We start from the raw sequence: 24173 nt of genomic DNA, 5'->3' as shown, positions 1-24173 counted from the left end.
AGCCAGCTCCACCATTGAGAGCCGGCCGGACGTGATGGAACAGGGGCCCGCATGGCGAAGACCGTACTTGTCGTCGACGACGATCCGACCCAGCGCCGTCTGGCGCAGGCGGTGCTCGAGCGCGAGGGCTACGTCGTCGTCCATGCCGAGAGCGGCGGCGAGGCCATCGATCGCCTGACCAAGGGCGGCGGCGCGGACGTCGTCCTGCTCGACATGGTCATGCCGGGCATGAGCGGCATGGAGGCCCTGGCCGAGATCCGCACCGCGGGCGTCGCCACCCCGGTCATCGTCCTGACCGCCAACGGCGGCGTCGACGCCGTGGTCAAGGCCATGCAGGCCGGGGCCCAGGACTTCTTCGTCAAACCCGTCTCCGCCGAACGCCTCCTGGTCGGCGTCCGAAACGCCCTGCAGCTGACCCAGCTGACGGCCGAGGTCGGTCGCCTGAAGAAGCACCACGGCGGCCGCACCTCCTTTGATGATCTGGTCGGAAACAGCCCGCCCATGCGTCTGGTCAAGTCGCTGGGCGCCCGCGCGGCCAGGTCCGGCATTCCGGTGCTGATCACCGGCGAAAGCGGCGTCGGCAAGGAAGTCATCGCCCGCGCCCTGCACGGCGCCTCGGACCGTTCAGGCAAGCCCTTCGTGGCCGTGAACTGCGGCGCCCTGCCCGCCAACCTCGTCGAGTCGATCCTGTTCGGCCACGAGAAGGGCAGCTTCACCGGCGCCACCGACAAACACCTCGGCAAGTTCGCCGAAGCCTCGGGCGGCACCCTCTTCCTGGACGAGATCGGCGAACTGCCGCTCGACATGCAGGTCAAGCTGCTGCGCGCGCTGCAGGAAGGCGAGATCGACCCGGTCGGCTCCAAGCGCTCGGTCAAGGTCGATGTCCGCATCGTCTCGGCCACCAACCGCGACTTGGCCGAACAGGTTCGAGACGGCCGCTTCCGCGAGGACCTGTTCTATCGCCTGAACGTCTTCCCCATCGAGGCCCCGGCCCTGCGCGAGCGTCGCGAGGACATCCCGGCCCTGGTCGATCACTTCATCGCCCGCTTCAATGTCGAGGAAGGCAAGCGCGTCACCGGCCTGTCCGGCGAGACCATCGCCCTGCTGACCGCCTTCGACTGGCCCGGCAACGTCCGCCAGCTGGAGAACGCCGTCTACCGCGCCATCATCCTGGCGGACTCGCCCTTCCTCCAGCCCCACGACTTCCCGGCCATCTCCGGTGTCTATTCCTCCCCCTTGGGGGAGGTGGATCGTGGCGACAGCCACGAGACGGAGGGGCTGTCAGCGGGGGCTCAATCCCATCTCTCCGACATCGACCTGCCGCCCCTGCCGGACACGCCGATCCGCATCCTCGACGACCGCGGCCACCTGCGGACGCTGGAAGAGATCGAGCGCGACCTGATCCAGCACGCCATCGAGGTCTATGCGGGCCACATGTCCGAGATCGCCCGCCGCCTCGGCATCGGCCGCTCGACCCTCTATCGCAAGGTGCGCGAACAGGGCCTCGAAGGGGCGCTCAAGGACGCGGGCTGAGCCCTGCTGCAAATCGGCAACGCCTCAGGGAAGCCCTCAACCTGAACTAAAGTTCATTGGCATGGACAGGCCCCGCCCTCGAAGACAGGCGGGACCGCGAACGGCAACTCTCGGTTTCATCGCTGCAATGCGACGGAAACACGGACGCCGTACGTTTGCTGCTTAGTTTCTTCTCCCCCCGAGGCCCCTCGTATGCTGCTTGTGACCACCGCGCTGTCCGGCCTGATGGCCGGCGTGATCCAGACCGCGCCGACCCCGCCACAGACGCCGCCGCAGCAAGCGCAGACCCCGGCGACCGCCGCCCCGGCCTCGACCGAGGACGACGACGCCTATGACCTGGGCACCACGGTCGTCACCGGCGCCCGCCCGCGCGGCAGCGTCGACACCGACATCCCCGCCGACGTCACCCTTTCGGCCGAGCAGATCCAGGCCTACGGCGCCTCGAACATCTCGGAGTTGATGACCTATCTGGAGCCGCTGACCCGCAGCTCCAGCGGCCGCACCGACCTGCAGCCGGTTTTCCTGGTCAACGGCCGCCGCATCTCGGGCTTCCAAGAAATCCAGGGCATCCCGACCGAAGCCATCGAACGCACCGAAATCCTGCCCGAGCAGGTCGCGCTCCAGTTCGGCTACCGCGCCGAGCAGCGGGTGGTGAACTTCGTCCTGAAGAACAACTTCAACTCCTACACCGGCGAGCTGAGCGCCCGCCGCCCGGTGCAGGGCGGTCGCACCACCACCGAGATCGAGGGCAACGTCCTGCGCATCAACGGCGCGAACCGCTGGTCGATGGACGCCGAATACGAGCGCTCGACCCCGCTGTTCGAATCCGAGCGCGACATCAACCGCAGCGCCGGTTCGACGCCCTATGACCTGATCGGCAACGTCACCAGCCCCGGCTACAGCGAGGGCTGCCTGACCGCCTCCCCGGCCACCTGCGCGGCCATCGATCCCGCGCTCGGCACGGCGATCACCCCCGTCCCCGGCGGCGTGACCAACCCGACCTTCAACGACTTCCTGTTCGCCGCCGGTCCGGCCCGCACCGCCGATCTGGGCGCCTATCGCACCCTGCTGTCGGAAAGCGACCGCGCCACCGTGCGCGGCACCATGAAGCGCGACCTGAACGGCACCACCCAGCTGACCGTCAGCGGCAGTCTGGAGGACACCTCCAGCCGCAGCTTCAACGGCCTGCCGGGTCTCAGTCTGAACCTCGACGACGCCAACCCCTATTCGCCCTTCGCCGGCGACGTGGTCGTGCACCGCTACATCGACGACGCCGCCTCCCTTCGCCGCGAGACCGACGCCCTCTCTGGCAAGCTGGGCGTGGTGGTCGATGGCTATCTCGGCGAGGCCTGGCGCTGGACCGCCACCGGCAACTATGAGCGCACAGAGACCGACACCACGACCGGTCGCGGCTATGCCCTGCCCACGGCCTTCCAGGCCCGCCTGAACGCCAACGACCCGACCGCCAACCCGTTCGCGGCCCTGAACCCGACCGACTTCACCCGGAATCCGAACGACACCGCTAACTCGGTATCGCAGGTGCTCAGCGCAGAGCTGGTGCTGAACGGCGACCTGTACGAACTGCCCGCGGGCAGCATCTCCTCGACCTTCAAATTCGGGGCCGACACCCGTTCGCTGGACTCGACCAGCACCCGCGCGAACAATCTGGGCGTTCCGGTCACCACCGACCGGTCCCAGTCGCGTGACCGGGTCAACGGCCAAGGCACCTTCAACTTCCCGATCGCCAGCCGTCGCCGCGACGCCTTCACCTTCCTCGGCGACCTCTCGGTCAACGCCACCCTCGGCTATGAGGACCTGTCGGACTTCGGCGGCCTGTCCAGCTATAACGTCGGCCTGAACTGGTCGCCGATCGAGCCCCTGTCCTTCCTCGTCAGCTACGCCGACGAACAGGGCGCGCCCAGCATCAGCCAGCTGAACGATCCGACCGTCTCGACCTTCAACGTGCCGGTCTACGATTTCGCCAACCAGACCACGGTGCTGGTCACCCAGATCTCGGGCGGCAATCCGAACCTCGAGGCCGACAACCGCCACGTCTTCCGCTTCGGCGGCACCTTCCGCCCGTTCAGCGAGACGGACCTGTCGATCCAGTCGACCTGGACCTACAGCCGCACCGACGACTATCTGGCCGCCTTCCCGACCATCACACCGGACCTCGAGGCCGCCCTGCCGGGCCGTTTCACCCGCGCGGACCCGCGCCCGGATCAGACCGTCGGCGACCTGCTCTCTGTCGATTCCCGCCCGCTGAACTTCCAGAAGTACGAGCGGCAGGACATCCGCACCGGCATCAATTTCTCGCGCGCCTTCGGCACGCCCAATCCGGCGGCGGCCAATCAGTCGCCCCTGCCCGGCCGCCCGGGCGGCCCGCGCCCGGGCGGCGGCATGCAGATCCGCATGGAGGGTGGTCCCGGCGGCGGTGGCGGCGGTGGCCAGCAGATCCGCATGGGCGGAGGCGGCGGCGGTCGTGGTCGAGGCCCGGCCATGCAGCCCGGCCAGGGCCGCTTCAACATCTCGCTCTACCACACCGTCCGTCTGCAGGATGAGATCACCATCGCCGACGGCCTGCCTGTCATCGACATGCTGGACGGCGGCGCCACCTCGGGCCGCGGCGGCAGCCCTCGCAATGAGTTCCAGCTGACCTCGGGCGTCTTCCGCAACGGCATGGGCGCCTTCATGTTCGCCACCTGGCGCGAGGGCACCCGCGTCGACGGCGGCACGGGCCCCGACCTGCGCTTCGCCGACCAGACCACGGTCAATCTGAACGTCTTCATGGACCTGAACCAGCGCACCAGCTGGGTCGCCAAATACCCGTTCCTCAAGGGCGCCCGGATCCAGCTGGGGGTTCAGAACCTGTTCGACACTCGCCCCGAGGTCTCGACCGACGCCGGCGAGCTGCCGCTCAACTACCAGCCCGACTACTTGGACCCCCAAGGCCGGGTGATCAGCCTGACGCTGCGGAAGATCCTCTTCTGAGGGATTGGGGACTAGGGATTGGGGATTAGGTCGATGACGCGGGCTCGGGCCCGTTAATCCCTAATCCCTGTTCCCTAGTCCCTCTTCTTCCCCCACCGCCGCTTCGGCTCCTCCCCCTTCGCCTTGGCGGTGATCTCCTTCAGCTTGCGGCCCTGCATGGCCGACAGGGCCTGACCGGGCGCGCCCAGTTCGGGGTCGCCGAAGGCGCGGCCGTGGGTCTTCACCCGCTCGGACACCGAGTCGAGGAACTCGCCCTCCCAGTCAGACAGCGAAACGCCCGCCTGCTCTGCCGAGCGGCGGGCGCGTTTCAGGGCGCTCAGCGCCGCCCGCTGGGCGGCCTTGCGCTGGGCTTCGAAGGGGCTGGGCGGGGGTTTCCGCTTCATCTGAGGGCTTAGGGAGTAGGACTAGGAATTAGGGAGTAGAAATTGGGGCGCAGGATCCAGCATGGCCGGTGATCCCCCCAATTCCTAATTCCTACGCCCTACTCCCTCAAACCTCAGACTTCCCCCAGAGCCGACAGATACAGGTCCAGGATCGCTTCCTCTTCCTGACGCTTGGCCTTGTCCTGCTTGCGGATGCGGATGACCTTGCGCAGCACCTTGACGTCATAGCCCTCGCCCTTGGCCTCGGCGAAGACCTCCTTCATGTCGGTCATGACGGCCTGCTTGTCCTCTTCCAGACGCTCCAGACGCTCGATGATCGAGCGCAGGCGGCCCTGGGCGGTGGCGGTCAGGACGTCGGGCGACGAGTCGAAGGTGGCGTCATCGGCCATGGGGAGAACTCCGTAAGGGGGAACCGGCCCTCGCCTCGCCCGAAGGCGGCGGGGGGCGCTCGTTGGACCGGACGCTAACCACGTCCCTGCGCGCGACTCAACGCCGGACGCGAAAAAGGCTGCGGACAATGTCCACAGCCCTGTTCATTCCAACCTGTGCGCAAGTAGCAGGCGACCGCGTCGCCTGCGTCGGCACACACGGACTTCTTAGCCTTGCTTGGCCTTGAAGCGCGGGTCGGTCTTGTTGATCACGTACACCTTGCCCTTGCGGCGCACGACCTTGCAGTCGCGGTGGCGGGTCTTCAGCGACTTGAGCGAGCTACGGACCTTCATGGTCGTCGTCCTAGGCAAATCAAAATAAGAAAGCCGCGGGACGAGCCTGCGGCGGAGCGGTGCGTATAGAGAGGAGTCGGGAAGAGGTCAACCGAGTAAAGCCCCAACAGGACCAGACTGCGACACCCGATGCGCAAACGGCTGAAAACAGACCTAACCTCCCGGGCCGAGCAAGCCATGCAGCCGCCTGACTTCGGCGATCAAGGACGGAACGTCCGAGCGCGCCGCTGCAATAAAGTCCTGATCCGCGATGGATGCGCCCACAGGCTCAATATCGACGCCCTCCGGTCCGCCGCCGTGCGTCTGGATGATGTTTGAGCCGGCCAGATGATCCCGGCCCTCCACCCACGATAGCCAAGGCCCCGGAGCCGCCGCGTCGGCCCGCGCCTGCATGGCCTGCAGCTCTTCCTCATGGCCCCGACCCCTCAGTGAATCCCTCGCCGCCGTCGCGCGATCATCTCGTTGATCGAGTCCTTGGCGGCATGAGTCCATTCGGCGTCCGCCTCCTCATCGGTGGCGCAGCGATGGGCGTCGACCGAGGCGGCGATGCTGGGATTGAACAGCCAGGCGATCAGGGAGGTTTTGAGCCGTCCACCGAGCATCACGGTGATCACCGTCGAGACCAGCAGCGGCGGCCCGTACAGGACCGCTTCCTGAACCAGCCCCGGCTGCTCGAAGAACCATGCGCTGAACTTCTCAACGGCCATCCGCGCCCCCGATGATCATTCCGAACCGCAAGCCACCGCACGGCGACCGATTGCGCTATCCTCTTGCGCTCAAGCAGCGAGGCTCCACGAGCCCAGCGCTAGCGCCACCAACAAACTCCAGAGATCGCCCCGCGATATCTGGAGGCCTGGCCTCCGAGTTGAACGGAGGGTCTGCGGAGTTGCACCTCCGCCGCGTAGCCCCTCCGCCACCAGGCCGTTTCAGAGGACAGCGTTTTCCATACGCCCGTCGCGGTCACCAGACCAAAAACAAAATCGGTTAATGACGCTGAATGGGGAAGGACACGGCAACGCTTTCTCCATCCGGGCGCTTTATGGCGAAAGCGGCGACTCGCGCACTTGTTATGAGGGCGTCGCTCCCGGGGACACTAGACTCTTGAACATGCGTATCAGCCTTCGCCTCCTCCTGCTCGGAACAGTCGCCGCCTGCGCGCCCATGCTGCCCGAGCCGCCGCCGATCACGCCGACGCCCGCCCCGGCGCCCGAGCAGCCCGCGCCGACGCCCGCTGCCACGCCCGCCCAGCCCGCCGCGCCCGTGGTCGATCAGGCCGGATTCGAAGGCTGGAAACAGGGCTTCCTCGCTCGCCACGGCGGCGTCCGCCGCGCCCAGTATGAGCGGGAACTGGCGGGCCTGACCCCCGACCCGTCCGTCATCCGTCTGGACCGCAACCAGCCCGAGTTCAGCCGTCCCGCCGGCGCCTATGTCCAGAACGCCGTCACCGCCACCCGCATCGCCCAGGCGCGTCAGCGGGTGGACCGCGTGCCGTGGGCCGTGGTCCAGCGCTTCGGCGTTCCGTCCGAAATCCTCGTCGGCATCTGGGCCCAGGAATCCGCCTTCGGTCAGGTCCAGGGCGACTATGACGTCATCCGCTCGCTGGCCACTCTCGCCTTCGACGGCCGCCGCCGGGACTGGGCCGAGGGCCAGTTGAAGAATGCGCTCGACATCGTCGTGGACGGCAAGCGCGCCCGCTCAGGCCTGAAGGGCAGCTGGGCCGGGGCCATGGGCCAGACCCAGTTCATGCCGGACAACTATCTGCGTCTGGGCGTCGATCAGGACAACGACGGCATCGTCGACATCTGGGGCGACGACGCCGACGCCCTCGCCTCCGCCGCCAACCTCCTGGCCCAGGCGGGCTGGAAGCGCGGCCAGACCTGGGGTTACGAGGTCACCCTCCCGGCGAACTTCGACTACGCCGAAGCCGAGGGTCCGCGCCACAACTGGGCCCATTGGGCGGCCAAGGGCGTCACCCTCGCGGCCGGCGGTCGCCCGAACGAGGCCGAGGCGGCGGAACAGGCCACCATCCTCCTGCCCCAGGGCGCGCGCGGCCCGGCCTTCCTGGCCCTGCCCAACCACTACATCATCCGCGCCTACAACAACTCGGTCAGCTATGCGCTCGCCATCGGCCTGACCGCCGACGGCATCCAGGGCAAGCCCGCCCTGACCAAGGCCTGGCCGACCGACGCCCCCCTGTCGCGGGACCAGCGCATCGGCGCCCAGCGCGCCCTGACCAATCTGGGCTTCGACACCCAGGGCGTCGATGGCGTCATCGGCGCCAACACCCGCGCGGCGCTCCGCCGCTGGCAGATCGCCAACAACCGTCTCGCCGACGGCTATCTGACGGCGGATCTCGCGGACGAACTGATCCGGCGGGGCGGCTGAGTGCTCCACCGTTCACCTCTCCATTCGCCCTCAAGCGAATGGAGAGGACAGATCGGCGCGCCAGCGTCGATCAGGAGAGGGCGGCTCCGTCAGGGCCGGATAAGGCTCAAACACCGGTGTCGGCGGCTACTCCCTCACCCCCAGCGCCGCCCCCGCCTGATCGCTGCGCGATCTGTCCTTCCCACCGCCTTGAAGGGGCGCTGGGGAGGTGCGCTACCGCACGTCCAATTCTGACGCATCGGCCTGCTAGGCTTCGCATCCTCAGGTCTTTGACAATCTATCGGTTGAACCCCGCTCGCCATCCCCCGCCTCAGGCGAAAAAGGCCACTATGTGCACGCCATTTTTTTCCGAGTGCACATTTCGCGAATGTGTCGGGAAGACGGGGTTTCGGCATTCTCCCATCACGGGGCCTGCCCCAACATGATCGTTGTTAACCGCCCCCGCCTTCGCTAGGCGTTTTCAAACAGTACGCAGGAGCCGCCATGTCCCGCTTTGAAGGCACGTCGAACTATATCGCCACCGACGACCTCAAGATCGCGGTCAACGCCGCCGTGGCGCTGGAGCGCCCGCTGCTGATCAAGGGCGAGCCCGGCACCGGCAAGACGGTCCTGGCCTATGAGATGGCCAAGGCGCTGAACGCGCCCCTCATCACCTGGCACGTCAAGTCGACCACCAAGGCCCACAACGGCCTGTACGAATACGACGCCGTCAGCCGCCTGCGGGACTCCCAACTGGGCGAGGAGAAGGTCCACGACGTCCGCAACTATCTGAAGAAGGGCAAGCTGTGGGAGGCCTTCACCTCCCCCGTCCGCCCCGTCCTGCTGATCGACGAGATCGACAAGGCCGACATCGAGTTCCCCAACGACCTGCTGCAGGAACTCGACCGGATGGAGTTCTACGTCCAGGAGATCGACGAGACGATCCGCGCCGAGGTCCGCCCGGTCGTCGTCATCACCTCGAACAACGAGAAGGAACTGCCCGACGCCTTCCTGCGCCGCTGCTTCTTCCACTACATCCGCTTCCCGGACGCCGAGACGATGAAGGACATCGTCGAGGTCCACTTCCCCGGCATCAAGGGCCGTCTGGCCTCCGAGGCGCTCAAGACCTTCTACGAGATCCGCGACACGCCGGGCCTGAAGAAGAAGCCCTCGACCTCCGAACTGCTCGACTGGCTCAAGCTGCTCCTCGTCGAGGACATTGACGCCGAGACCCTGCGCGAGAAGACGCCCAACAAGCTGATCCCGCCGCTCCACGGCGCCCTGCTGAAGAACGAGCAGGACGTGCACCTGTTCGAACGCCTCGCCTTCCTGAACCGCCGCGAGGGCGGTCGCCCCGGCGCCTGACGATCAGGGTGACGCGGCGCGCGAAACTGTGCAGTCTGGTCAAGCTGGGTCCGGGGGGACGTCCATGATCGGTTCTGTAGGCGCTGGTCGCGTATCACGCTCCATCGCGAGCGGTTCGCCACACGGGCGGTCGGGTTTCGTCACGCCGGTTACCGCGATTTCACTGGATTCACGCGCCTCGACGCGCAGGATGTCAGTGACTTGAGGACCTGGATCATGTTGCGCCGTTCCCTTCTTCTGCCCACCGTCTGCGCCCTCGCCGCGCTGACCGCCGCCTGCGACGGCGAGCGTTCGGTGCAGATCTCGTCCACCCGGACCGAGGACAATGACGCCAAGGGCGTGCTCAAGGTCGTCGACACCCTCCAGTGCCCGCAGACCATGGGCTCCCTGACCCGCAAGGGCTCGGCCTCGAACAACGGCACCGTCTGCACCTATGTCGGCCCCAAGGGCGCCGAGGTGACCCTCCAGCTCGCCCCGCTGGGCGACCGCACCCCGGCCCAGGTGCTCAAGGATTTCGAGAACCGCCTGTCCGCCGACATGCCGCAAGCCCTGGCCGGGCTCAACGCCTCCGAAAGCCGCCGTCAGGCCGAGCAGGCCCGCGCGGACGCCGACGCCGTGCGCGCCGACGCTGAACGCGCCCGTGTCGAAGCCCGCGCCGAGTCCTCGGGCGACCGCGCCTCGGTCCACGCCCCCGGCCTGACCGTCGAGGCCAACGGCGACGACGCCAATGTCCGACTGCCCGGCATGCAGATTGAGACCCGGGGCGATCAGGCCACCGTCCGCATCGGCGGCCTGCACATCGACGCCGGCGACAACGGAAGTTCCGTCGATATCCAGGGCGAGGACGACGGCGACAGCGTCAGCGTCCGCGCCCAGAACGACAGCACCGAGGTCCGCGCCGTCGCCTCGGGCGACGCCACCCGCGCCAGCTGGATCCTGACCGACAACCGGCCTTCCCCCAGTGGCTGGCGGCTGGTCGGCTACGAGGCCCGCGGCCCCGTCGGCGGCCCCCTGGTGGTCGCCACCGTCCGCTCCCGCGATCGCAATCGCGGCCGGGTCTTCGAGGACGCGCGCGACCTGGTGGCGCTCAACGCCGGGGAATAAGGCGGGGATGAAGCCCCGCCGCCCTTGATCGCGGCGGCTCGATGCTCCACCACATCCAGCCGATTGAACTGGATAACGCCTTGGCTTCCGCACCCCGCTCCTCGTCGAAAGCGCCCCGCGCCTGGCAGCGCATGCTGTCCGGCCGCCGCCTGGACCTGCTCGACCCGTCGCCCTTCGACATCGAGATCGAGGACATCGCCCATGGCCTGGCCCGCGTCGCCCGCTGGAACGGCCAGACCATCGGCGAGCACGCCTTCTCCGTCGCCCAGCACTCCTGCGTGGTCGAGGAGATCGCCGCCTACATCAAGCCGGGCCTCGAGCCGAAATGGCGCCTCGCCGCCCTGCTCCATGACGCCTCGGAGTATGTGATCGGCGACATGATCTCGCCGTTCAAGGCCGCGCTGGGCGTGAACTACAAGGCCTTCGAGGCCCGTCTGGAAAGCGCCATCCACGTCCGCTTCGGCCTGCCGCCCAAGAACCCGGTGGCCATCAAGACCCTGATCAAGAAGGCCGACCGCGCCTGCGCCTTCTTCGAAGCCACCCAGCTGGCTGGCTTCAACAAGACCGAAAGCCTGCAGATCTTCGGCGCCCCGCCCGCCGGCTATGATCTGATCATCGAGCCCCTGCCCGCCCCCGTGGCCCAGCAGCGCTATCTCGAGCGCTACCGCGTGCTGGCCGAGGCCGTCGGCCTGATCACCGCGCCCGACGCCTGGCACACCGAATAGCCATGGGCGAACAGGGCGTCCGCATCGGCCTCTCGGCTGTGGTCATCGCGCTTCGGGACGGCAAGGCCTGCGCCCTGACCACGACCGGCGATGACGGCTCCGCCGCCCTGCCCTTCGGCCCCTTCGACCCGGCCCGCGACCGCACCTTCGAACTGGCCCTGCGCGCCTTCGTGACGGCCCAGACCGGCTTCCGCCTCGGCTTCGTCGAGCAGCTCTACACCTTCGGCGACCTGGGCCGGGCCAGCCCCCGCGCCACTCCGGGGCCGGAGCATCACCGCGAGGTCTCGGTCGGCTATCTGGCCCTGACCGCCGACGCCGCCGACGCCCCAGCCGCAGACGCCCGCTGGACGCCCCTGCTGGACGTCTTCCCGTGGGAGGACCGCCGCGACGGCGCCGCCGCCTGCCAGACCGTCCTGCTCGACGGTCTGCGCGACTGGAGCGCCGGCGATCCCCGCCGCGCCGCCCGCGTCGAGGCCCTGTTCGCCGCCGCCCCCGGCTACCGCTGGAACGAGGGCCGCGTGCTGGAGCGCTACGAACTGCTCTACGAGGCCGGGCTGGTAGCCGAGGCCGCCCGCGATCAGGACAAGCCCGTTCCAGCCCACGCCCCCGGCCTGCCGATGGCCTCCGATCACCGCCGCATCCTCGCCACCGGCCTGGGCCGTCTGCGCAGCAAGCTGAAGTACCGCCCGGTCCTGTTCGACCTGATGCCCGAGACCTTCACCCTGTCCGGCCTACAGGCCGCCGCCGAGGCCGTCGCGGGCCTGTCTCTGCACAAGCAGAACTTCCGCCGAGGGGTCGAGCGCACCGGTCTGGTCGAGGCCACCGGCCGTCTTTCGGCGGCCACCGGCGGCCGTCCGGCCGAGCTCTTCCGCGTCGTCGCGGGCGATCTGTCCAGCGGCGAGGCGCTGGGTCTGCCGCTTCCGGCCCTACGCTGACGATTTTCCTCAATTCGCCGCTTGCGGCGCACGGCCTCCCCCATTAGAGAAGCCGCTCTCGTTCGACCAATGAGCGTTCGGCCCCGCGGAGAGGTGGCAGAGTGGTTGAATGTACCGCACTCGAAATGCGGCGTGCGTGAAAGCGTACCGGGGGTTCGAATCCCCCCCTCTCCGCCACCGGCCCTAGCCCGATAAATCAGAAAACAGCCGCTCCGGCGGCCCCGACCGCCCAGACGCCCTCAGCGCCGGATCAGGCTGTCGTAGACGTGGGTGACGGTCTCGAAGCCGGTGCGCGACGGCTGTCCCGCGAACGGCGCCGGGTCGAACCACGGTTCCAGCAGCCCTCCGGCGACCGGGTCGTCGATCTTGTCAGTGTTCCAGCCCAGCAGCAGCCGCCCGCCCGGCCGCAGGACCCCCGCCATGGCCGCCATGGCCCTCTTCTGCTGCTCGACCGCGTCCACGCCGTAGCCCAGCACGCCGTTGCAGACGACGGCGTCGAAGGTCAGCTCCGGGAAGACGGTGTCGATCTCACACAGGTCGCCGGTGCGGTGCCGCGCCTCGCGGCCCCAGCGGGCGGCGTCGGGATCGATGTCCGTGGTCCAGACCTCCGCGCCCTGCGCTTCCAGCGCGGCATAGTCGGTCGAGGTGTAGGCCCGGCAGCCGACCCACAGGATTCGCCCTCCCTCGCCCGCGAAGGCCGGGATCCAGACGTCGGCCAGAATCAGCCGGTCCGGAAGCTCGCGGATATGCCGGGTGCGGGCCTGCAGCCGTCGGGCCGCCGCCTCCTTGCCGAACAGGAGGTTGGTCAGAAAAGTGCGTCCGCCCATGGCGAGCCTCGATCGAACATGGTTGGAGCCGGTTGGCGTCCGATCATGCGGCCTTGCGGTGCGGAAGGCTACCGTGAACCACGCGGTCGGCGGTAAGGCGCTCGCGCAGATCGTCCAGTTGGGCCGCGCGGACAGTCGGGGTGTGGCAGGCGAGGACATGCGCCAGCCCGGAACGGCCCATCGAGCGACGCAGGGTGCGGCTTCCGACCAGACGCAGGATCGCCTCGGTCAGACCGGGCGCTTCGGGCGGATCGACATAGAGGGCGTGTTCGCCGCTGGCCTCGCGCAGGCCGCCGCGTCCGGACGACACCAGGGCCGCGCCCGCGGCGTGGGCCTCCAGCGCGGTGAGGCCCAGCGCCTCGGGGACGCGCGAAGGGGTGACGGCGATGGCGGCGCGACGGGTCACCTCGGCCACCTTGGTCAGCGGCGCGGAATAGTGGACCTCGACCCGGTCGCCGAAACGATCCAGCTCGCGGACGTGGGGCTCGGCCCAGTCCCTATGCTTCTCCCAGTCGCCCAGCATCAATGCGCCGCGCCACAGGGGATTGTGGTCCAGCACCGTGGCCAGCGCCTCGCAGAAGGCGTCCAGCCCCTTTTCGGGCATGGCGCGCCCCGCGAACAGGATCAGCGGCTCGCGGGCGTCGGGGTCTCCCCGCCAAGCCTCGACGTCGATCGGATTGCAGACCGACGAGATCGAGCCATTGAAGCCCGGATAGTCCACCCGGAACTCGGCGCAGGCGGCCTCGCTGACGAACAGCAGATGATTGAAGGCCCGCAGGCGGCGGCGATAACGGAACCGCTCGACGAAGCCGCCCGGCGGCTTGATGCGGGTATGGCGGTACAGCACATGCACCGGCCCGGGCAGGCTCTTGGCCAGTTCAGCCGCCGGGCCGAGCTGCTGATGGTATTCGACGATGTCCGGCTCAAAGTCGCGCAGCAGGGCGATGACCGCCCGGTTGCGCTCGCGCTTGCTGAGGCCGTTCGGCACGGTGACCAGCCCGCGCATGGCCGGGTCGGCGGCGCCCGCGTCGCAGATGATCCGGACGTCGGCGCTGTAGCGGCTGTAGCGGTTCAGGGTGACGGCCACCGTCTCCATGGAGTTGGTCCTGCCGCGCTCCATGCGGCTGCCACGGGGCATGACGACGGCGATCCGCATCACGCGGCCTCCTTCCGGGGCCCATTCATCCTGAACAGGCGGCGTAGCTTGTATTGGGTGCGGATCAGTCCCTCGGACGGAGACTGGTTCAGACTTTTCACGTCGATGAAGGTGACGTTCCCGAGGCCCGACAGGGTGTGCAGGCCGTCGGCATAGCCCTCCAGAACCCCCTCAGGTTCAAACCGGCGGACCTCGGTCGCCTCGAAGTGGTCGGGTTCAAGAACATCGAGACGCAGCAGACGAATGCGACGGCCGTACCCCTCGGCGCAATCCTGGACCGGCAGATACAGCACCCCGTACTGCTCGAACGGCGTGCCGCCCGGACGGCAGTCGGCCAGACCCGAGCGGACGGGATTGGCGGTGTGCGGGGTCCAAGGCCCCATCAGGCTGTCGGCCCAGGCGACATGCAGTTCGCGCATCGCCCGGTCTTCGGGACCCGGCAGGGCGTGGAACATCCACCACCGCCCGCCGAAATGGGTCACAGCGGCGTCGATGGCCGGAACGTCCAGCAGGGTCTGCACCGGCTCCCAGTGGTCTGGAAAGCGAACACAGCGATACAGGGTCAACGCGCCGCTCTTGTAGCCTTCCGGCAGCATATAGAGCTCGCCGCCCTCCTCGATCAGGCTCGGGAAGGACAGATGGAACGGTTCGGCCAGGGCCACGCCCTTGGCGATCAAGACATCGGCCTGATTGTACTGGAAGTAATGGATCTCGCCGCGACGAACGCGATAGTCGAAGGCCTCGACGAAGACGGTCAGAACGCCGCCGCGCTCAATTCCGAACGGATCGGCGACGAACTGGAAATCGCGCGGGCTCTCCGGCAGCCAGACAACATTGGCGACGTCCAGCCCCTCCGGCCGCAGAACATGCGCCAGCGGTTTGCGGATAAAGCCGACACGCCAGAGATCAAACATCCAGAGGGTTCGCTACCATCGTCTCAGTGACCGCCCGGCCCCGATGCAGGAGAGCTGGGACCGGGCGGGTGGTGAGAGGGCAGGGGTTACCTCTCGTTAAGTAGACGGCGCCCCGGACCGCTTGCCTCAAAAGAATCTGCGCGGCATGACGGGTTTGATCCGGTGACACCGGAGGTCGCGGCTTCGGGAGGGGCGGACATTCTGTGACTGCGCCGACAGGGCCTACCCTGACCGAAGTGTATTTCGAGCAGCGCGAGGCGCTGGCGCGGTTTCTGCGAGCGCGAACCGGCGGCGCCCCGGACGTCGAGGACCTGCTGCAGGACCTTTATCTGAAGACGTCACAGGTCGAGCCGTCGATGGAAGTCCGCGACCCTCGCGCCTTCCTCTATCGGCTGGCATCCAACCTGCTGCTGGACCGGCGCAGATCAGGCCAAAGGGCCGGAGCGCGAGACGGCGCATGGCGGATGCTGACCCACGCCACCTCGGGCGCCGAGGACATCGACGACGCCCCGTCGGCGGAGGCCGTGGTCGCCGGTCGAGAACGGTTGGCCGCCCTGGTCGCCGCGCTGGAGACGCTTCCGGCCAAGACCTCCGCCATCTTCCGCATGCACAAGTTCGACGGCCTCAGCTACGCCGAGGTCGCCGCCCGCCTCGATATCTCCCGAAGCTCGGTCGAGAAGCACATGATGGACGCGCTGAAGATACTCGCTGCAAGGGCGCCGCGATGACCTCTATCCTCAAAAGCGAATATTTCGTCGGAGGTGGCGCCTCCACGGCGACGTCTTGGCATTGGGATCCGTGCTTTACGGTTCAGAATTGGCAACCTCTCGGATGAACAGTTTCACTGACATCGATGAACAGGCTCGCGGGTGGTTCGTCCGGCTGAACGGCCCGGATGCGCCCGAAGCGGACTGGCTCGCGTTCCAGGACTGGATCGAGGCCGATGACGCGCACCGTCTGGCCTACGACCGGGTCGAGGCCCTGTGGGTCGCCCTGGAAGACGTCCCCGCCTCCGCCCTCCCCGCCAACGAAGACCTGCCCCGCCCCCGTCGTCAGGCCTCGCGTCCCGGCTGGCTGCTGCCCGGCGTGGGCATCGCGGCCGCCGTCCTGCTGGCCGTCGGCGTGTGGCCGATGCTGAACGGCGGCGACCTGCAGACCTATCGCACCACCTCCGCGCCGCAGACGGTGCGGCTGGAAGATGGCTCGACCGTCTATCTGAACCGCCATTCGGAGATGAGGGTCCGCATGCGCCCCGGTCGGCGCGAGGTCAGCCTGACGGACGGCGAAGCCGCCTTCGACGTCACCCATGACACGCGACGTCCGTTCGTCATCGCCGCCGACGACCACAGCGTCGAGGTGCTGGGCACCGCCTTCAATGTGGTCAATCACGACGGACGCTTCTCCGTCAGCGTCGAGCGCGGCGTGGTGGGGGTGACCCCCGCGAACAGCCGCACGCCCCTGCGCCTCAAGGCGGGCCAGCGCGTCGATCAGGTCAGCAACGCCGCCGCGGTGCTCAGCACCGTTGATCCGGCCACGGCCTCGGCCTGGCGCGACGGCGTTCTGGTCTATCGCCGCGCCTCGCTGGGCGAGGTTGGAGATGACCTGTCGCGCTACCTCGACAAACCGGTTAACGTGTCCCAGTCTGCGCGCGAACTGCGCTTCACGGGGGTGCTGAGGGTCGGCGACGAGAAGATCATGCTGGAGCAGCTTCGCGAGCTTGTTCCGGTGGAGGTCTCCCGGTCACCCGAGGGAGTGGAACTGACCAGGCGTGGCGGGACCTGACAGCCTATCGAGTTGGAGGACGAGCAAGGTCGCCCTCGTCGCCATCGCGTCAGCTGTCGCTGTCGGACTGGCCGGACCCGTGCAGGCGCGGTCCGAGCGCCGTCTGAATCTGCACATTCCGGCGCAGCGCGTGGAAAGCGCGCTGCTCGATCTGGCCCTGCAAAGCCGCTCGACCCTAGGCGGCGATCTGTCGGCCTGCCGGGGCGTCACCCGCCCCCTGAACGGCACGATGACGCTAGATCGCGCCCTGTCCCATCTCTTGAGCGGCTCCGGCTGTAGCTGGACGGTCAGCGACAGCGGAGCGATCATCATTCGCCGCGCCGCGCCGTCTCGCCCCGCGCCCGTCGTCGCCCCCTCCCCGCCTTCGCCCGCCGCTCAGGCGGCGGTCGCGCCCGAGGCGGTGGCGGAACTCAGCGATGTCATCGTCACCATCGAGCGCCGCCCGGACTCGCCCCAGAGCGCCGCAACGCCGGTCACCGCCCTGTCGGGCCTGCAGATCGAACGCGCCGGAGCGGTCGACACCCACGACCTGAGCGCCCTCGTCGCCGGGATGACCGTCACCAACCTCGGCTCGGGACGGAACAAGATCCTGCTGCGCGGCATGTCGGACGGCGCCTTCACCGGCGTGACCCAGTCGACGGTGGGCCTGTACCTGAACCTTGTCCCCGTCACCTACAGCGCCCCGGACCCTGATCTGAAGCTGGTCGACATCGACCGGGTCGAGGTGCTGCGGGGGCCGCAGGGCGTCCTCTACGGCACTGGGCCCATCGGCGGAGTGGTGCGGATCGTCACCCGCCGCCCGGACCCGCTGGAGACGACGCTGGACGTTCTGTCCACCCGCTCGGTGACGAATGGCGGCGGCGCCAACAGCGACTATTCGGCGGTGCTGAACCTCCCCCTGCCCGGCAATGCGGGCGCGGTGCGCGGCGTCCTCTATGAGGAATCCTTCGACGGCTACATCGATGACGTGAGCCTGAGCCTGCGTCAGGTGAACGCCTCCTCCCGGCGGGGCGGACGGCTGGCGGCGCGACTGCAGCTCTCGCCAGACTGGAGCACCACCCTCAGCCTGGCGCACCAGTCGATCGACACCGAGGACACCCATTACGTCTATCGGACCCTCGGCGGGCTGCGGCGGGCCAATCTTGTGCGCGAACCGCACTCCAACGATTTCACCCGAGCCGCCATCGCCGTCAGGGGGCGCGCTGACTGGGGCCGGTTCGACGCCTCCCTCGCCTGGCTCGATCATCGGTTCAACAGCCGCTACGACGCCTCCGCCGCCCTGCGCCAGTTCGGCTCCGCGGGCCGCATCGGCGCGCTGGACGAGGCGCGAAGCATTGATCTGGTGGTCGGCGAGGCGACCTTCCGCTCCCGATCATCGGGCAGGCTGGAATGGCTGGCGGGCGCCTTCTTCTCCAGCAGCCGGACGCGGACCGACACGACCCTGACCTCCCTCTGGCCGGTTTACTGGATCCCCTATGCCGAGGATCGCCACGACGAACTGTGGGAAGCGGCGGTGTTCGGCGAGGTCGTCTACGACTTCAGTCCGTCGCTGAGCCTGACCCTCGGCGGGCGGGCTTACACCTTCGACTATCAGGCGCGGTCCGAGGTCGATCAGGGGCTTCAGGAGCGGAATTTCCAGGGTCAGGGCCGGACCTCAGGCTTCTCGCCGCGCGTGGGTCTGGAATACCGGGTGAACGAGCGCATCGGCGTCTATGGCCTGATCAGCCAGGGGCACCGGACAGGCGGCTTCAACACCGGCGGACCGATGTCGCAGACCTTTGGCGGCGGTCCTCGGAACCCGGCGCGTGAATACGCCGGCGACACCCTGTGGAATTTCGAGGTCGGGACCAAGACCTCGCTGTGGGACAACCGGGTGCAGGCGCGCATCGCCGCCTTCGTCGCCAGTTGGCGCAATATCCAGAGCGACCAGTTCCTGCCCAGCGGTCTGGCCTATGCGGTCAACGTCGGCGACGGCTCCAATCGCGGCATCGAGATCGAGACCAACTGGAAGCCGACCAGCACCATCGAAATCCGCGCCAACGCCCTGCTGGCCCAACCCCGCATCACCGACCCCAGTCCCAGCTTCAACTCGCGTGGCGACGCGGGCCTGCCGGGCGTCCCGGCCGTGTCGGCCAACATCAACATGGCCTGGCGCAAACCGGTCGGCTTCGGGCTGGAGGGTTTCGTCGAGGGCAGCCTGGCCTATGTCGGCGACTCTCGCCTGACCTTCGACGCCGAACGGAAATACCGGATGGGCGACTATGTCACCGGGCGGATTTCGACCGGGCTGGAGACCGACGGCTGGGCGGTCGTGGCCTTCGTGGACAACCCGCTGAACACCACCGCCAATACCTTCTCATTCGGCGATCCGTTCCGCCTGCCCGAGGCGCTGGCGACCACGCCCCTGCGCCCGCGCACCATCGGCGTGACCCTGCGGGTATCGCGCTAGGAAGGCCGCTGCGGCGCCGCGTCGCGCCCGCCCCCGACATCGAACCTTCACGGAGCGTGACTAGGAGGGCCGCCGTCGAAACCGATGGAGCGCGCCCATGTTCACCCTGCTGACCATTCTGATGGCGGGATCGCTGCAGACCGGGCCGGAACCGGCCTGCGCACCGACAGCGGAAAGCCTTGGCGCCGGGGGTGGCGACGCCTGCGCCCGGGTCTGGATGGACCGGAACCTGCGCCTGAACGACCTGTCGGCGGTGGGCACCCACAACAGCTACAAGCTGGCTATCCCCGGCGATGAGCTGGCGGCCATGACCGCCGCCAATCCCGCCGCGCGCGGCCTCGACTACGCCCACCGTCCGCTGGTCGAACAGCTGAACGCCGGGGCGCGCCAGATCGAAATCGATGTGCTGAACGACCCCCAGGGCGGGCGCTATGCGCGACCCCGCACGGCGCTGGGTGGCGGCGCGCCGATCAGCCCAGCCTTCGCCGAGGCCATGGCCCGTCCGGGGTTCAAGACCCTGCACATGCCGGACGTGGACTTCCGCAGCTCCTGCCTGACCTTCGTCGCCTGCCTGACCGAAATCCGCGACTGGTCGCGGGCGCACCCGGGTCACGCGCCCATCCTGATCATGCTCAACGCCAAGACTGGTGCGCCGTCGATGCCGGGCGGAACGGCCCTGCTGGACTTCGATGCGACGGCTTGGGACGCGCTGGACGCCGAGATCCGCTCGGTCTTCGGCGCCGACGGCCTGATCACTCCCGATCAGGTTCAGGGCGACCATGCCACCCTGCGCGACGGCGTGCTGGCGGGCGGCTGGCCGACGCTGGGCCAGGCCCGCGGCAAGGTCTTCTTCGCCCTCGATGAAGGTCCGGAGACGGTGGCGAGCTATCGCGGCGCCCGGCGCTCGCTGGAAGGCCGGGCCATGTTCGTCAACACCGACGAGGCCTCGCCCGCCGCCGCCTATCTGACCCTGAACGATCCGGTCGCGCAGCAGGCGCGCATCCGCGCCGCGGTCGAGGCGGGCTTCGTGGTTCGCACCCGCGCTGACGCCGACACCGTCGAGGCCCGCGCCGCCGACGTGACCCGGCGCAGCGCCGCCCTGTCCAGCGGCGCGCAGTACATCTCGACCGACTACATGTGGGCCGACGCCCGCTTCCCGACTTATCAGGTCCGTCTGCCCGGCGGCGTCGCGGCGGCCTGTAACCCGGTCCGCGCGGCGGAACGCTGCGATGGCCTAGCCGTCGAGCTGACCGAAGACGCGCCGCAGCGGGGCTATCTGGCGCGCGAGGACCGCCCGGACCTGACGCTGGTGCTGGCCCCGCCCCCGGCGCCGGGCTCGGCCCGAGACATCGCCAACACCGGCGTCTTCCGCGAGACCCGTCCGCTCGAGGGCTCGCCGCGCTGGGCGCTGGCCACGGACGATGTGCGCGGGACGATGTACCACCACTTCGCGGGCGCCCTGGGCGTCGAGCTGACCGAGGCCGAAGCGCCGGTGCTGACCGCCTTGCTGAACCGGTCGGGCGATGACCGGTCTGTGGTCGGCGTGGCCAAGACCCACTGGGGCACCCAGCGCCCCTATATCGGCACCGACCAGCCGATCTGTGAGGCCAAGACCGATCACCTGGCGGGCAATCCCGACTATCCGTCCGGCCACTCCGCCCACGGGATGCACGTCGCCATGATCCTGGCCGAACTCGCCCCGCAGCGGGCCGACATCCTGTACGCCCGGGGGCGCGAGTTCGCCGAGAGCCGCTACATCTGCGGCTCGCACAGCTACAGCGCCGCCGAGGCGGGCATCCTGTCCGGAGCCGTCATCTACGGCGCCGAGCAGCGATCGGAGACCTTCCGCCGCGACATGGAAGCGGCCCGCGCCGAGGTGCAGGCGGCGCTGGCGAGAGCCGGTTCCGGCGGCGAACAAGACACCGCCGTGAACTTTGAATGAAACCTGCTGTCACACGTTGAGGGACCTCGCCGCGGGGTCGTTGAGGGCCACGGGGGCGCAGACCGGACGGAACGATCCGCCGGCGGCCGCCGACGTCAACATCGACCCAGCGGAGATTTCGTAGTGACCGGATCGAACCAGAATCGCGGCCAGGGCCGCACCGGCCGCATGGCCTTCCTGATGGGCGGCGCCGCCGTCGTCAGCCTGATGAGCGCCGGCGACGCCACGGCCCAGACCGCCCCGGCCGTCGCGCCGCAGGAAGAGTCGACCCAGCTGGACGAAATCGTCGTCACCGGCGGCAGCTACCAGCGCAGCCTTGAGCAGGCGATCGACATCAAACGCGAGAACGTCGGCTTCTCGGACGCCATCGTGGCCACCGACGTCGCCAACTTCCCGGAACAGAACCTGGCTGAAGCGCTACAGCGCATCCCCGGCGTGACCATCGAGCGCAACCGCGGCCTGGGCGGCCGGGTCAGCGTCCGCGGCCTGCCGAGCGAGTACACCTTCGTCAGCATCAACAACCTGGCCACCGCCTCGGGCAGCGGCGGTCGTGACGTCGAGATGGACATCTTCGCCTCGGAGATCATCCAGCAGGTCGTCGTCCAGAAGTCGCCGCGCGCCTCGGATGAGGAAGGCGGCATCGCCGGTTCGGTCGACATCTCGACCGCCCGCCCCTTCGACTATCGCGACCGCCAGTTGGTCGCCTCGGTCGAGGGTTCGCACAACTCCATCTCGGACGAGATCGACCCGAAGGTCTCCTTCCTGGCCAGCGACACCTGGGGCGACTGGGGCGCGCTGGTGTCGTTCTCGACCGCTCGCCGTTCGAACCGCACCGACTCCAACTCGGGCATCAACTTCCGCCCGGCCTTCCGCTTCCTGGAAGCCGGCGGCGCCCGCGAAGCCCAGGCCCGCGCCGTCCTGCTGCGCGACGCCGGGATCAACCTGTCCGACGCGGACATGGACAACCGCGACATCACCGGCCGGATCATCTTCCAGGACAAGGTCGGCGACCGCATCTACATGAATGAGCAGGACCAGTGGGGCGGCACCCTGTCGCTGCAGTACCGTCCCTCGACCCAGTTCAGCCTGACGTTCGACGCCATGCTGGGCGGCTATGAGACCACCGAAGACGAGTACGACGCCGCCGCCTACTCGGCCTCCAGCCGCAGCACCTTCGACACGATCCACGCGTTCGACTCGACCACCCTGGGCGAGCAGCGGATCGTGGTCCTGCGCGACGTCTCCTACACCGCCACCCAGCACGAGATGCTGAGCAAGGAACGGATCAACCAGACCGACTACTCGCAGTTCGCGGGGACCCTGGACTGGCGCGGCGACAGCTGGGAGCTGTCGGCCATGATCGGCTACTCGGGCGCCGAGAAGACGCTGGACTACGCCAACCTGAAGCACGTGGCCTACGCCCCGTCGCGCACCCGCTGGACCGCGAACGGCGGTGAGACCATCCCGAGCGCCGCCTCGGCGGGCTTCAACATGTACAGCTCGTTCGATCGCTACCTGTTCGAGGCCTACGAGACCACGCTCGAGCAGATCACCGACGACAAGTACGCCGCCCAGGTCGACTTCACTCAGCACTTCGGGCTCGACGTCTTCCCGGCCCTGACCAGCGTGCAGGTCGGCCTGCGCTACACCGACAAGAACAAGGAACGTCAGTACGGCGCCCTGAACATCCAGGGCCCGACCGCGGGCAGCACCGCCTGGCTGAACACCCGTCGCCTGTCGGACAGCCAGCTGACGAATAGCGCCGATCTCGCCCCCGGCGGCGGCTACACCCTGCGTGACCTGAGCTGGAGCCAGGTGTCGAACGACTACGCCCGTCGCACCTTCCGCTACGACGGCTTCCGGACCCCGTTCAACGTCGGCGACTACTATGAGGTCTCGGAAGAAGTCCTGGCCGCCTACGCCATGGCCAACCTCGACTTCGACATCGGCCCGGTGCCGGTCAGCGTCAACGCCGGCCTGCGCTACATGGACACCTCGGTCACTTCGTCCGGCTATCACCAGATCCAGACCCCGACCGGCGGCACCACCTACACCCCGGCCCCGGTGAGCAGCGAAGGCGGCTACGACAAGGTCCTGCCCAGCATCAACTTCACCGCTGAGCTGACCGACAGCCTGATCCTGCGCGGCGCGGCCTCGGAGACCCTGATCCGCCCGGCCCTGACGGACCTGGCCTACAAGCGCACCGCCAGCTGGAACTCGTTCCGCTTCACTGACGGCAACCCGAACCTGAAGCCCACCTACGCCAAGCAGTGGGAACTGGGTCTGGAGCAGTATCTGGACGGCGGCGGCCTGCTGTCGGTGTCCTACTTCTGGAAGGAAATCGACGGTCTGGTCCGTCAGGCCCTGACCGGCACCGTGCCGAACGTGACCAAGTACAACGCCAACGGCACCATCGACGGCGTCTACACCTTCGATGTGTATCAGCCGATCAACGTCGACGGCTCGTTCGAGGTCAACGGTCTGGAACTGGTCGCGGTCGTGCCGCTGGGCATGTTCTGGGAGCCGCTGGAAGGCTTCGGCGTGAACGCCAACTACACCATGCTGGACAGCTCCATCATGGGCACCTCGACCCTCAACATCCCGCTGCCGCCGGTGGGTCTGGCCGAGTCGACCTACAACCTCACCCTGTTCTACGAGAACGACCGCTTCCAGGCGCGCGCGTCCTATAACTTCAAGGACAAGTACGTGGAGAGCATCGGCTACGAAATGTACCCGATCTGGCGCGATGGCTACGGCCAGACCGACGTCTCGGTCAGCTACAATCTGACGGACAACATCCAGTTCAACGTCGAGGCCATCAACCTCACCGACGAGCGGACCACGGGCTACACCATGGATCCGTCCTTCCCGGTTATGGACGAGATGTCCGGCCGTCGGGTCACCTTCGGCATGCGTATGGACTTCTGACCTTGCGCCACCGCCTGACCAGCACACGGGCTTTATCCTGATCCCCGGGAATA

Annotated in this window: 20 protein-coding genes and 1 tRNA gene; 13 read left to right on the top strand and 8 right to left on the bottom strand. The window is 68.1% G+C overall.

Features of this window, described 5'->3' with window-relative positions; translation table 11 throughout:
* The first annotated feature begins 51 nt into the window (after window positions 1-51).
* Window positions 52-1533, top strand: a complete 1482-nt coding sequence (locus tag ACTIEF_RS12175; protein ID WP_439472408.1) for a sigma-54-dependent transcriptional regulator — start codon at window positions 52-54, stop codon at window positions 1531-1533.
* A gap of 192 nt (window positions 1534-1725) precedes the next feature.
* A complete protein-coding gene (locus ACTIEF_RS12170) occupies window positions 1726-4524 on the top strand; it encodes a TonB-dependent receptor (protein ID WP_439472407.1) in 2799 nt (932 codons plus the stop codon).
* A gap of 74 nt (window positions 4525-4598) precedes the next feature.
* Here the strand turns inward: ACTIEF_RS12170 and ACTIEF_RS12165 are convergent, their stop codons facing one another.
* From ACTIEF_RS12165 to ACTIEF_RS12145, 5 genes are all read right to left on the bottom strand, one after another.
* The gene (locus ACTIEF_RS12165; protein ID WP_439472406.1) at window positions 4599-4907 is read right to left on the bottom strand and encodes a hypothetical protein; all 309 of its coding nucleotides are present in this window, start codon (window positions 4905-4907) and stop codon (window positions 4599-4601) included.
* A gap of 113 nt (window positions 4908-5020) precedes the next feature.
* Window positions 5021-5296 (bottom strand): DUF2312 domain-containing protein, encoded by a 276-nt coding sequence (locus ACTIEF_RS12160; RefSeq protein ID WP_141626229.1) that lies wholly within the window; start codon window positions 5294-5296, stop codon window positions 5021-5023.
* A 207-nt stretch (window positions 5297-5503) separates the two neighbouring features.
* Window positions 5504-5629 (bottom strand): type B 50S ribosomal protein L36, encoded by a 126-nt coding sequence (gene ykgO / locus ACTIEF_RS12155; protein WP_045655953.1) that lies wholly within the window; start codon window positions 5627-5629, stop codon window positions 5504-5506.
* A gap of 153 nt (window positions 5630-5782) precedes the next feature.
* Window positions 5783-6022 carry a hypothetical protein gene (locus ACTIEF_RS12150; protein ID WP_439472405.1) on the bottom strand — a complete coding sequence of 80 codons (240 nt, stop codon included), beginning with the start codon at window positions 6020-6022 and terminating at the stop codon, window positions 5783-5785.
* A gap of 32 nt (window positions 6023-6054) precedes the next feature.
* Window positions 6055-6336 carry a hypothetical protein gene (locus ACTIEF_RS12145; RefSeq protein ID WP_439472404.1) on the bottom strand — a complete coding sequence of 94 codons (282 nt, stop codon included), beginning with the start codon at window positions 6334-6336 and terminating at the stop codon, window positions 6055-6057.
* Between the two features lie 400 nt (window positions 6337-6736).
* On the opposite strand from ACTIEF_RS12145, the gene ACTIEF_RS12140 reads away from it, so the two are divergent.
* The 6 genes from ACTIEF_RS12140 to ACTIEF_RS12115 all read left to right on the top strand — a co-directional run bounded on the left by ACTIEF_RS12140 (window position 6737) and on the right by ACTIEF_RS12115 (window position 12299).
* Window positions 6737-8014, top strand: coding sequence for a lytic murein transglycosylase (locus ACTIEF_RS12140; RefSeq protein ID WP_439472403.1), 1278 nt, complete (start codon window positions 6737-6739; stop codon window positions 8012-8014).
* Between the two features lie 483 nt (window positions 8015-8497).
* The gene (locus ACTIEF_RS12135) at window positions 8498-9358 is read left to right on the top strand and encodes an AAA family ATPase (RefSeq protein WP_439472402.1); all 861 of its coding nucleotides are present in this window, start codon (window positions 8498-8500) and stop codon (window positions 9356-9358) included.
* 216 nt (window positions 9359-9574) lie between these two features.
* Window positions 9575-10462: a methyltransferase type 11 gene (locus ACTIEF_RS12130; RefSeq protein ID WP_439472401.1), complete on the top strand. Its 888-nt coding sequence runs from the start codon at window positions 9575-9577 to the stop codon at window positions 10460-10462.
* A gap of 131 nt (window positions 10463-10593) precedes the next feature.
* The gene (locus ACTIEF_RS12125) at window positions 10594-11187 is read left to right on the top strand and encodes a YfbR-like 5'-deoxynucleotidase (protein ID WP_439472425.1); all 594 of its coding nucleotides are present in this window, start codon (window positions 10594-10596) and stop codon (window positions 11185-11187) included.
* Between the two features lie 2 nt (window positions 11188-11189).
* Entirely contained in the window at window positions 11190-12122 is a 933-nt protein-coding gene (locus tag ACTIEF_RS12120) for an NUDIX hydrolase (RefSeq protein WP_439472400.1), read from the top strand.
* Window positions 12123-12209: 87 nt separating this feature from the next.
* Window positions 12210-12299: transfer RNA gene (locus ACTIEF_RS12115), tRNA-Ser, on the top strand.
* 62 nt (window positions 12300-12361) lie between these two features.
* On the opposite strand, the gene ACTIEF_RS12110 is transcribed toward ACTIEF_RS12115, so the two are convergent.
* The 3 genes from ACTIEF_RS12110 to ACTIEF_RS12100 are packed head-to-tail and all read right to left on the bottom strand — an operon-like array spanning window position 12362 to window position 15019.
* Window positions 12362-12949, bottom strand: coding sequence for a class I SAM-dependent methyltransferase (locus ACTIEF_RS12110; protein ID WP_439472399.1), 588 nt, complete (start codon window positions 12947-12949; stop codon window positions 12362-12364).
* Between the two features lie 43 nt (window positions 12950-12992).
* Window positions 12993-14105 (bottom strand): glycosyltransferase family 4 protein, encoded by a 1113-nt coding sequence (locus ACTIEF_RS12105; protein WP_439472398.1) that lies wholly within the window; start codon window positions 14103-14105, stop codon window positions 12993-12995.
* Window positions 14105-15019: a glucosamine inositolphosphorylceramide transferase family protein gene (locus ACTIEF_RS12100; protein WP_439472397.1), complete on the bottom strand. Its 915-nt coding sequence runs from the start codon at window positions 15017-15019 to the stop codon at window positions 14105-14107. The genes ACTIEF_RS12105 and ACTIEF_RS12100 overlap by 1 nt, the downstream gene beginning before the upstream one ends.
* Window positions 15020-15222: 203 nt before the next feature.
* Between ACTIEF_RS12100 and ACTIEF_RS12095 the strand changes: the two genes are divergently transcribed.
* The 5 genes from ACTIEF_RS12095 (at window position 15223) to ACTIEF_RS12075 (ending at window position 24120) form a co-directional block, all read left to right on the top strand.
* A complete protein-coding gene (locus ACTIEF_RS12095) occupies window positions 15223-15747 on the top strand; it encodes an RNA polymerase sigma factor (RefSeq protein WP_439472396.1) in 525 nt (174 codons plus the stop codon).
* Window positions 15748-15850: 103 nt separating this feature from the next.
* Entirely contained in the window at window positions 15851-16801 is a 951-nt protein-coding gene (locus tag ACTIEF_RS12090; protein WP_439472395.1) for a FecR family protein, read from the top strand.
* 130 nt (window positions 16802-16931) lie between these two features.
* Window positions 16932-19250, top strand: a complete 2319-nt coding sequence (locus ACTIEF_RS12085; protein ID WP_439472394.1) for a TonB-dependent receptor domain-containing protein — start codon at window positions 16932-16934, stop codon at window positions 19248-19250.
* Between the two features lie 97 nt (window positions 19251-19347).
* Window positions 19348-21192, top strand: coding sequence for a Ca2+-dependent phosphoinositide-specific phospholipase C (locus ACTIEF_RS12080; protein WP_439472393.1), 1845 nt, complete (start codon window positions 19348-19350; stop codon window positions 21190-21192).
* Window positions 21193-21315: 123 nt separating this feature from the next.
* Window positions 21316-24120: a TonB-dependent receptor gene (locus ACTIEF_RS12075; protein WP_439472392.1), complete on the top strand. Its 2805-nt coding sequence runs from the start codon at window positions 21316-21318 to the stop codon at window positions 24118-24120.
* Window positions 24121-24173: the final 53 nt, after the last annotated feature.

Origin of the sequence: Brevundimonas sp., assembly GCF_051858995.1 — a bacterium.
Taxonomy (GTDB): domain Bacteria; phylum Pseudomonadota; class Alphaproteobacteria; order Caulobacterales; family Caulobacteraceae; genus Brevundimonas.
This window is presented reverse-complemented; position numbering and strand designations above follow the sequence as displayed.

Bases quoted from the DNA above. Each gene is read 5' to 3' on its own strand.
- ACTIEF_RS12175 (WP_439472408.1), top strand. From the start codon at position 52: ATGGCGAAGACCGTACTTGTCGTCGACGACGATCCGACCCAGCGCCGT.
- ACTIEF_RS12170 (WP_439472407.1), top strand. From the start codon at position 1,726: ATGCTGCTTGTGACCACCGCGCTGTCCGGCCTGATGGCCGGCGTGATC.
- ACTIEF_RS12165 (WP_439472406.1), bottom strand. From the start codon at position 4,907: ATGAAGCGGAAACCCCCGCCCAGCCCCTTCGAAGCCCAGCGCAAGGCC.
- ACTIEF_RS12160 (WP_141626229.1), bottom strand. From the start codon at position 5,296: ATGGCCGATGACGCCACCTTCGACTCGTCGCCCGACGTCCTGACCGCC.
- ykgO (WP_045655953.1), bottom strand. From the start codon at position 5,629: ATGAAGGTCCGTAGCTCGCTCAAGTCGCTGAAGACCCGCCACCGCGAC.
- ACTIEF_RS12150 (WP_439472405.1), bottom strand. From the start codon at position 6,022: ATGCAGGCGCGGGCCGACGCGGCGGCTCCGGGGCCTTGGCTATCGTGG.
- ACTIEF_RS12145 (WP_439472404.1), bottom strand. From the start codon at position 6,336: ATGGCCGTTGAGAAGTTCAGCGCATGGTTCTTCGAGCAGCCGGGGCTG.
- ACTIEF_RS12140 (WP_439472403.1), top strand. From the start codon at position 6,737: ATGCGTATCAGCCTTCGCCTCCTCCTGCTCGGAACAGTCGCCGCCTGC.
- ACTIEF_RS12135 (WP_439472402.1), top strand. From the start codon at position 8,498: ATGTCCCGCTTTGAAGGCACGTCGAACTATATCGCCACCGACGACCTC.
- ACTIEF_RS12130 (WP_439472401.1), top strand. From the start codon at position 9,575: ATGTTGCGCCGTTCCCTTCTTCTGCCCACCGTCTGCGCCCTCGCCGCG.
- ACTIEF_RS12125 (WP_439472425.1), top strand. From the start codon at position 10,594: ATGCTGTCCGGCCGCCGCCTGGACCTGCTCGACCCGTCGCCCTTCGAC.
- ACTIEF_RS12120 (WP_439472400.1), top strand. From the start codon at position 11,190: ATGGGCGAACAGGGCGTCCGCATCGGCCTCTCGGCTGTGGTCATCGCG.
- ACTIEF_RS12110 (WP_439472399.1), bottom strand. From the start codon at position 12,949: ATGGGCGGACGCACTTTTCTGACCAACCTCCTGTTCGGCAAGGAGGCG.
- ACTIEF_RS12105 (WP_439472398.1), bottom strand. From the start codon at position 14,105: ATGCGGATCGCCGTCGTCATGCCCCGTGGCAGCCGCATGGAGCGCGGC.
- ACTIEF_RS12100 (WP_439472397.1), bottom strand. From the start codon at position 15,019: ATGTTTGATCTCTGGCGTGTCGGCTTTATCCGCAAACCGCTGGCGCAT.
- ACTIEF_RS12090 (WP_439472395.1), top strand. From the start codon at position 15,851: ATGAACAGTTTCACTGACATCGATGAACAGGCTCGCGGGTGGTTCGTC.
- ACTIEF_RS12080 (WP_439472393.1), top strand. From the start codon at position 19,348: ATGTTCACCCTGCTGACCATTCTGATGGCGGGATCGCTGCAGACCGGG.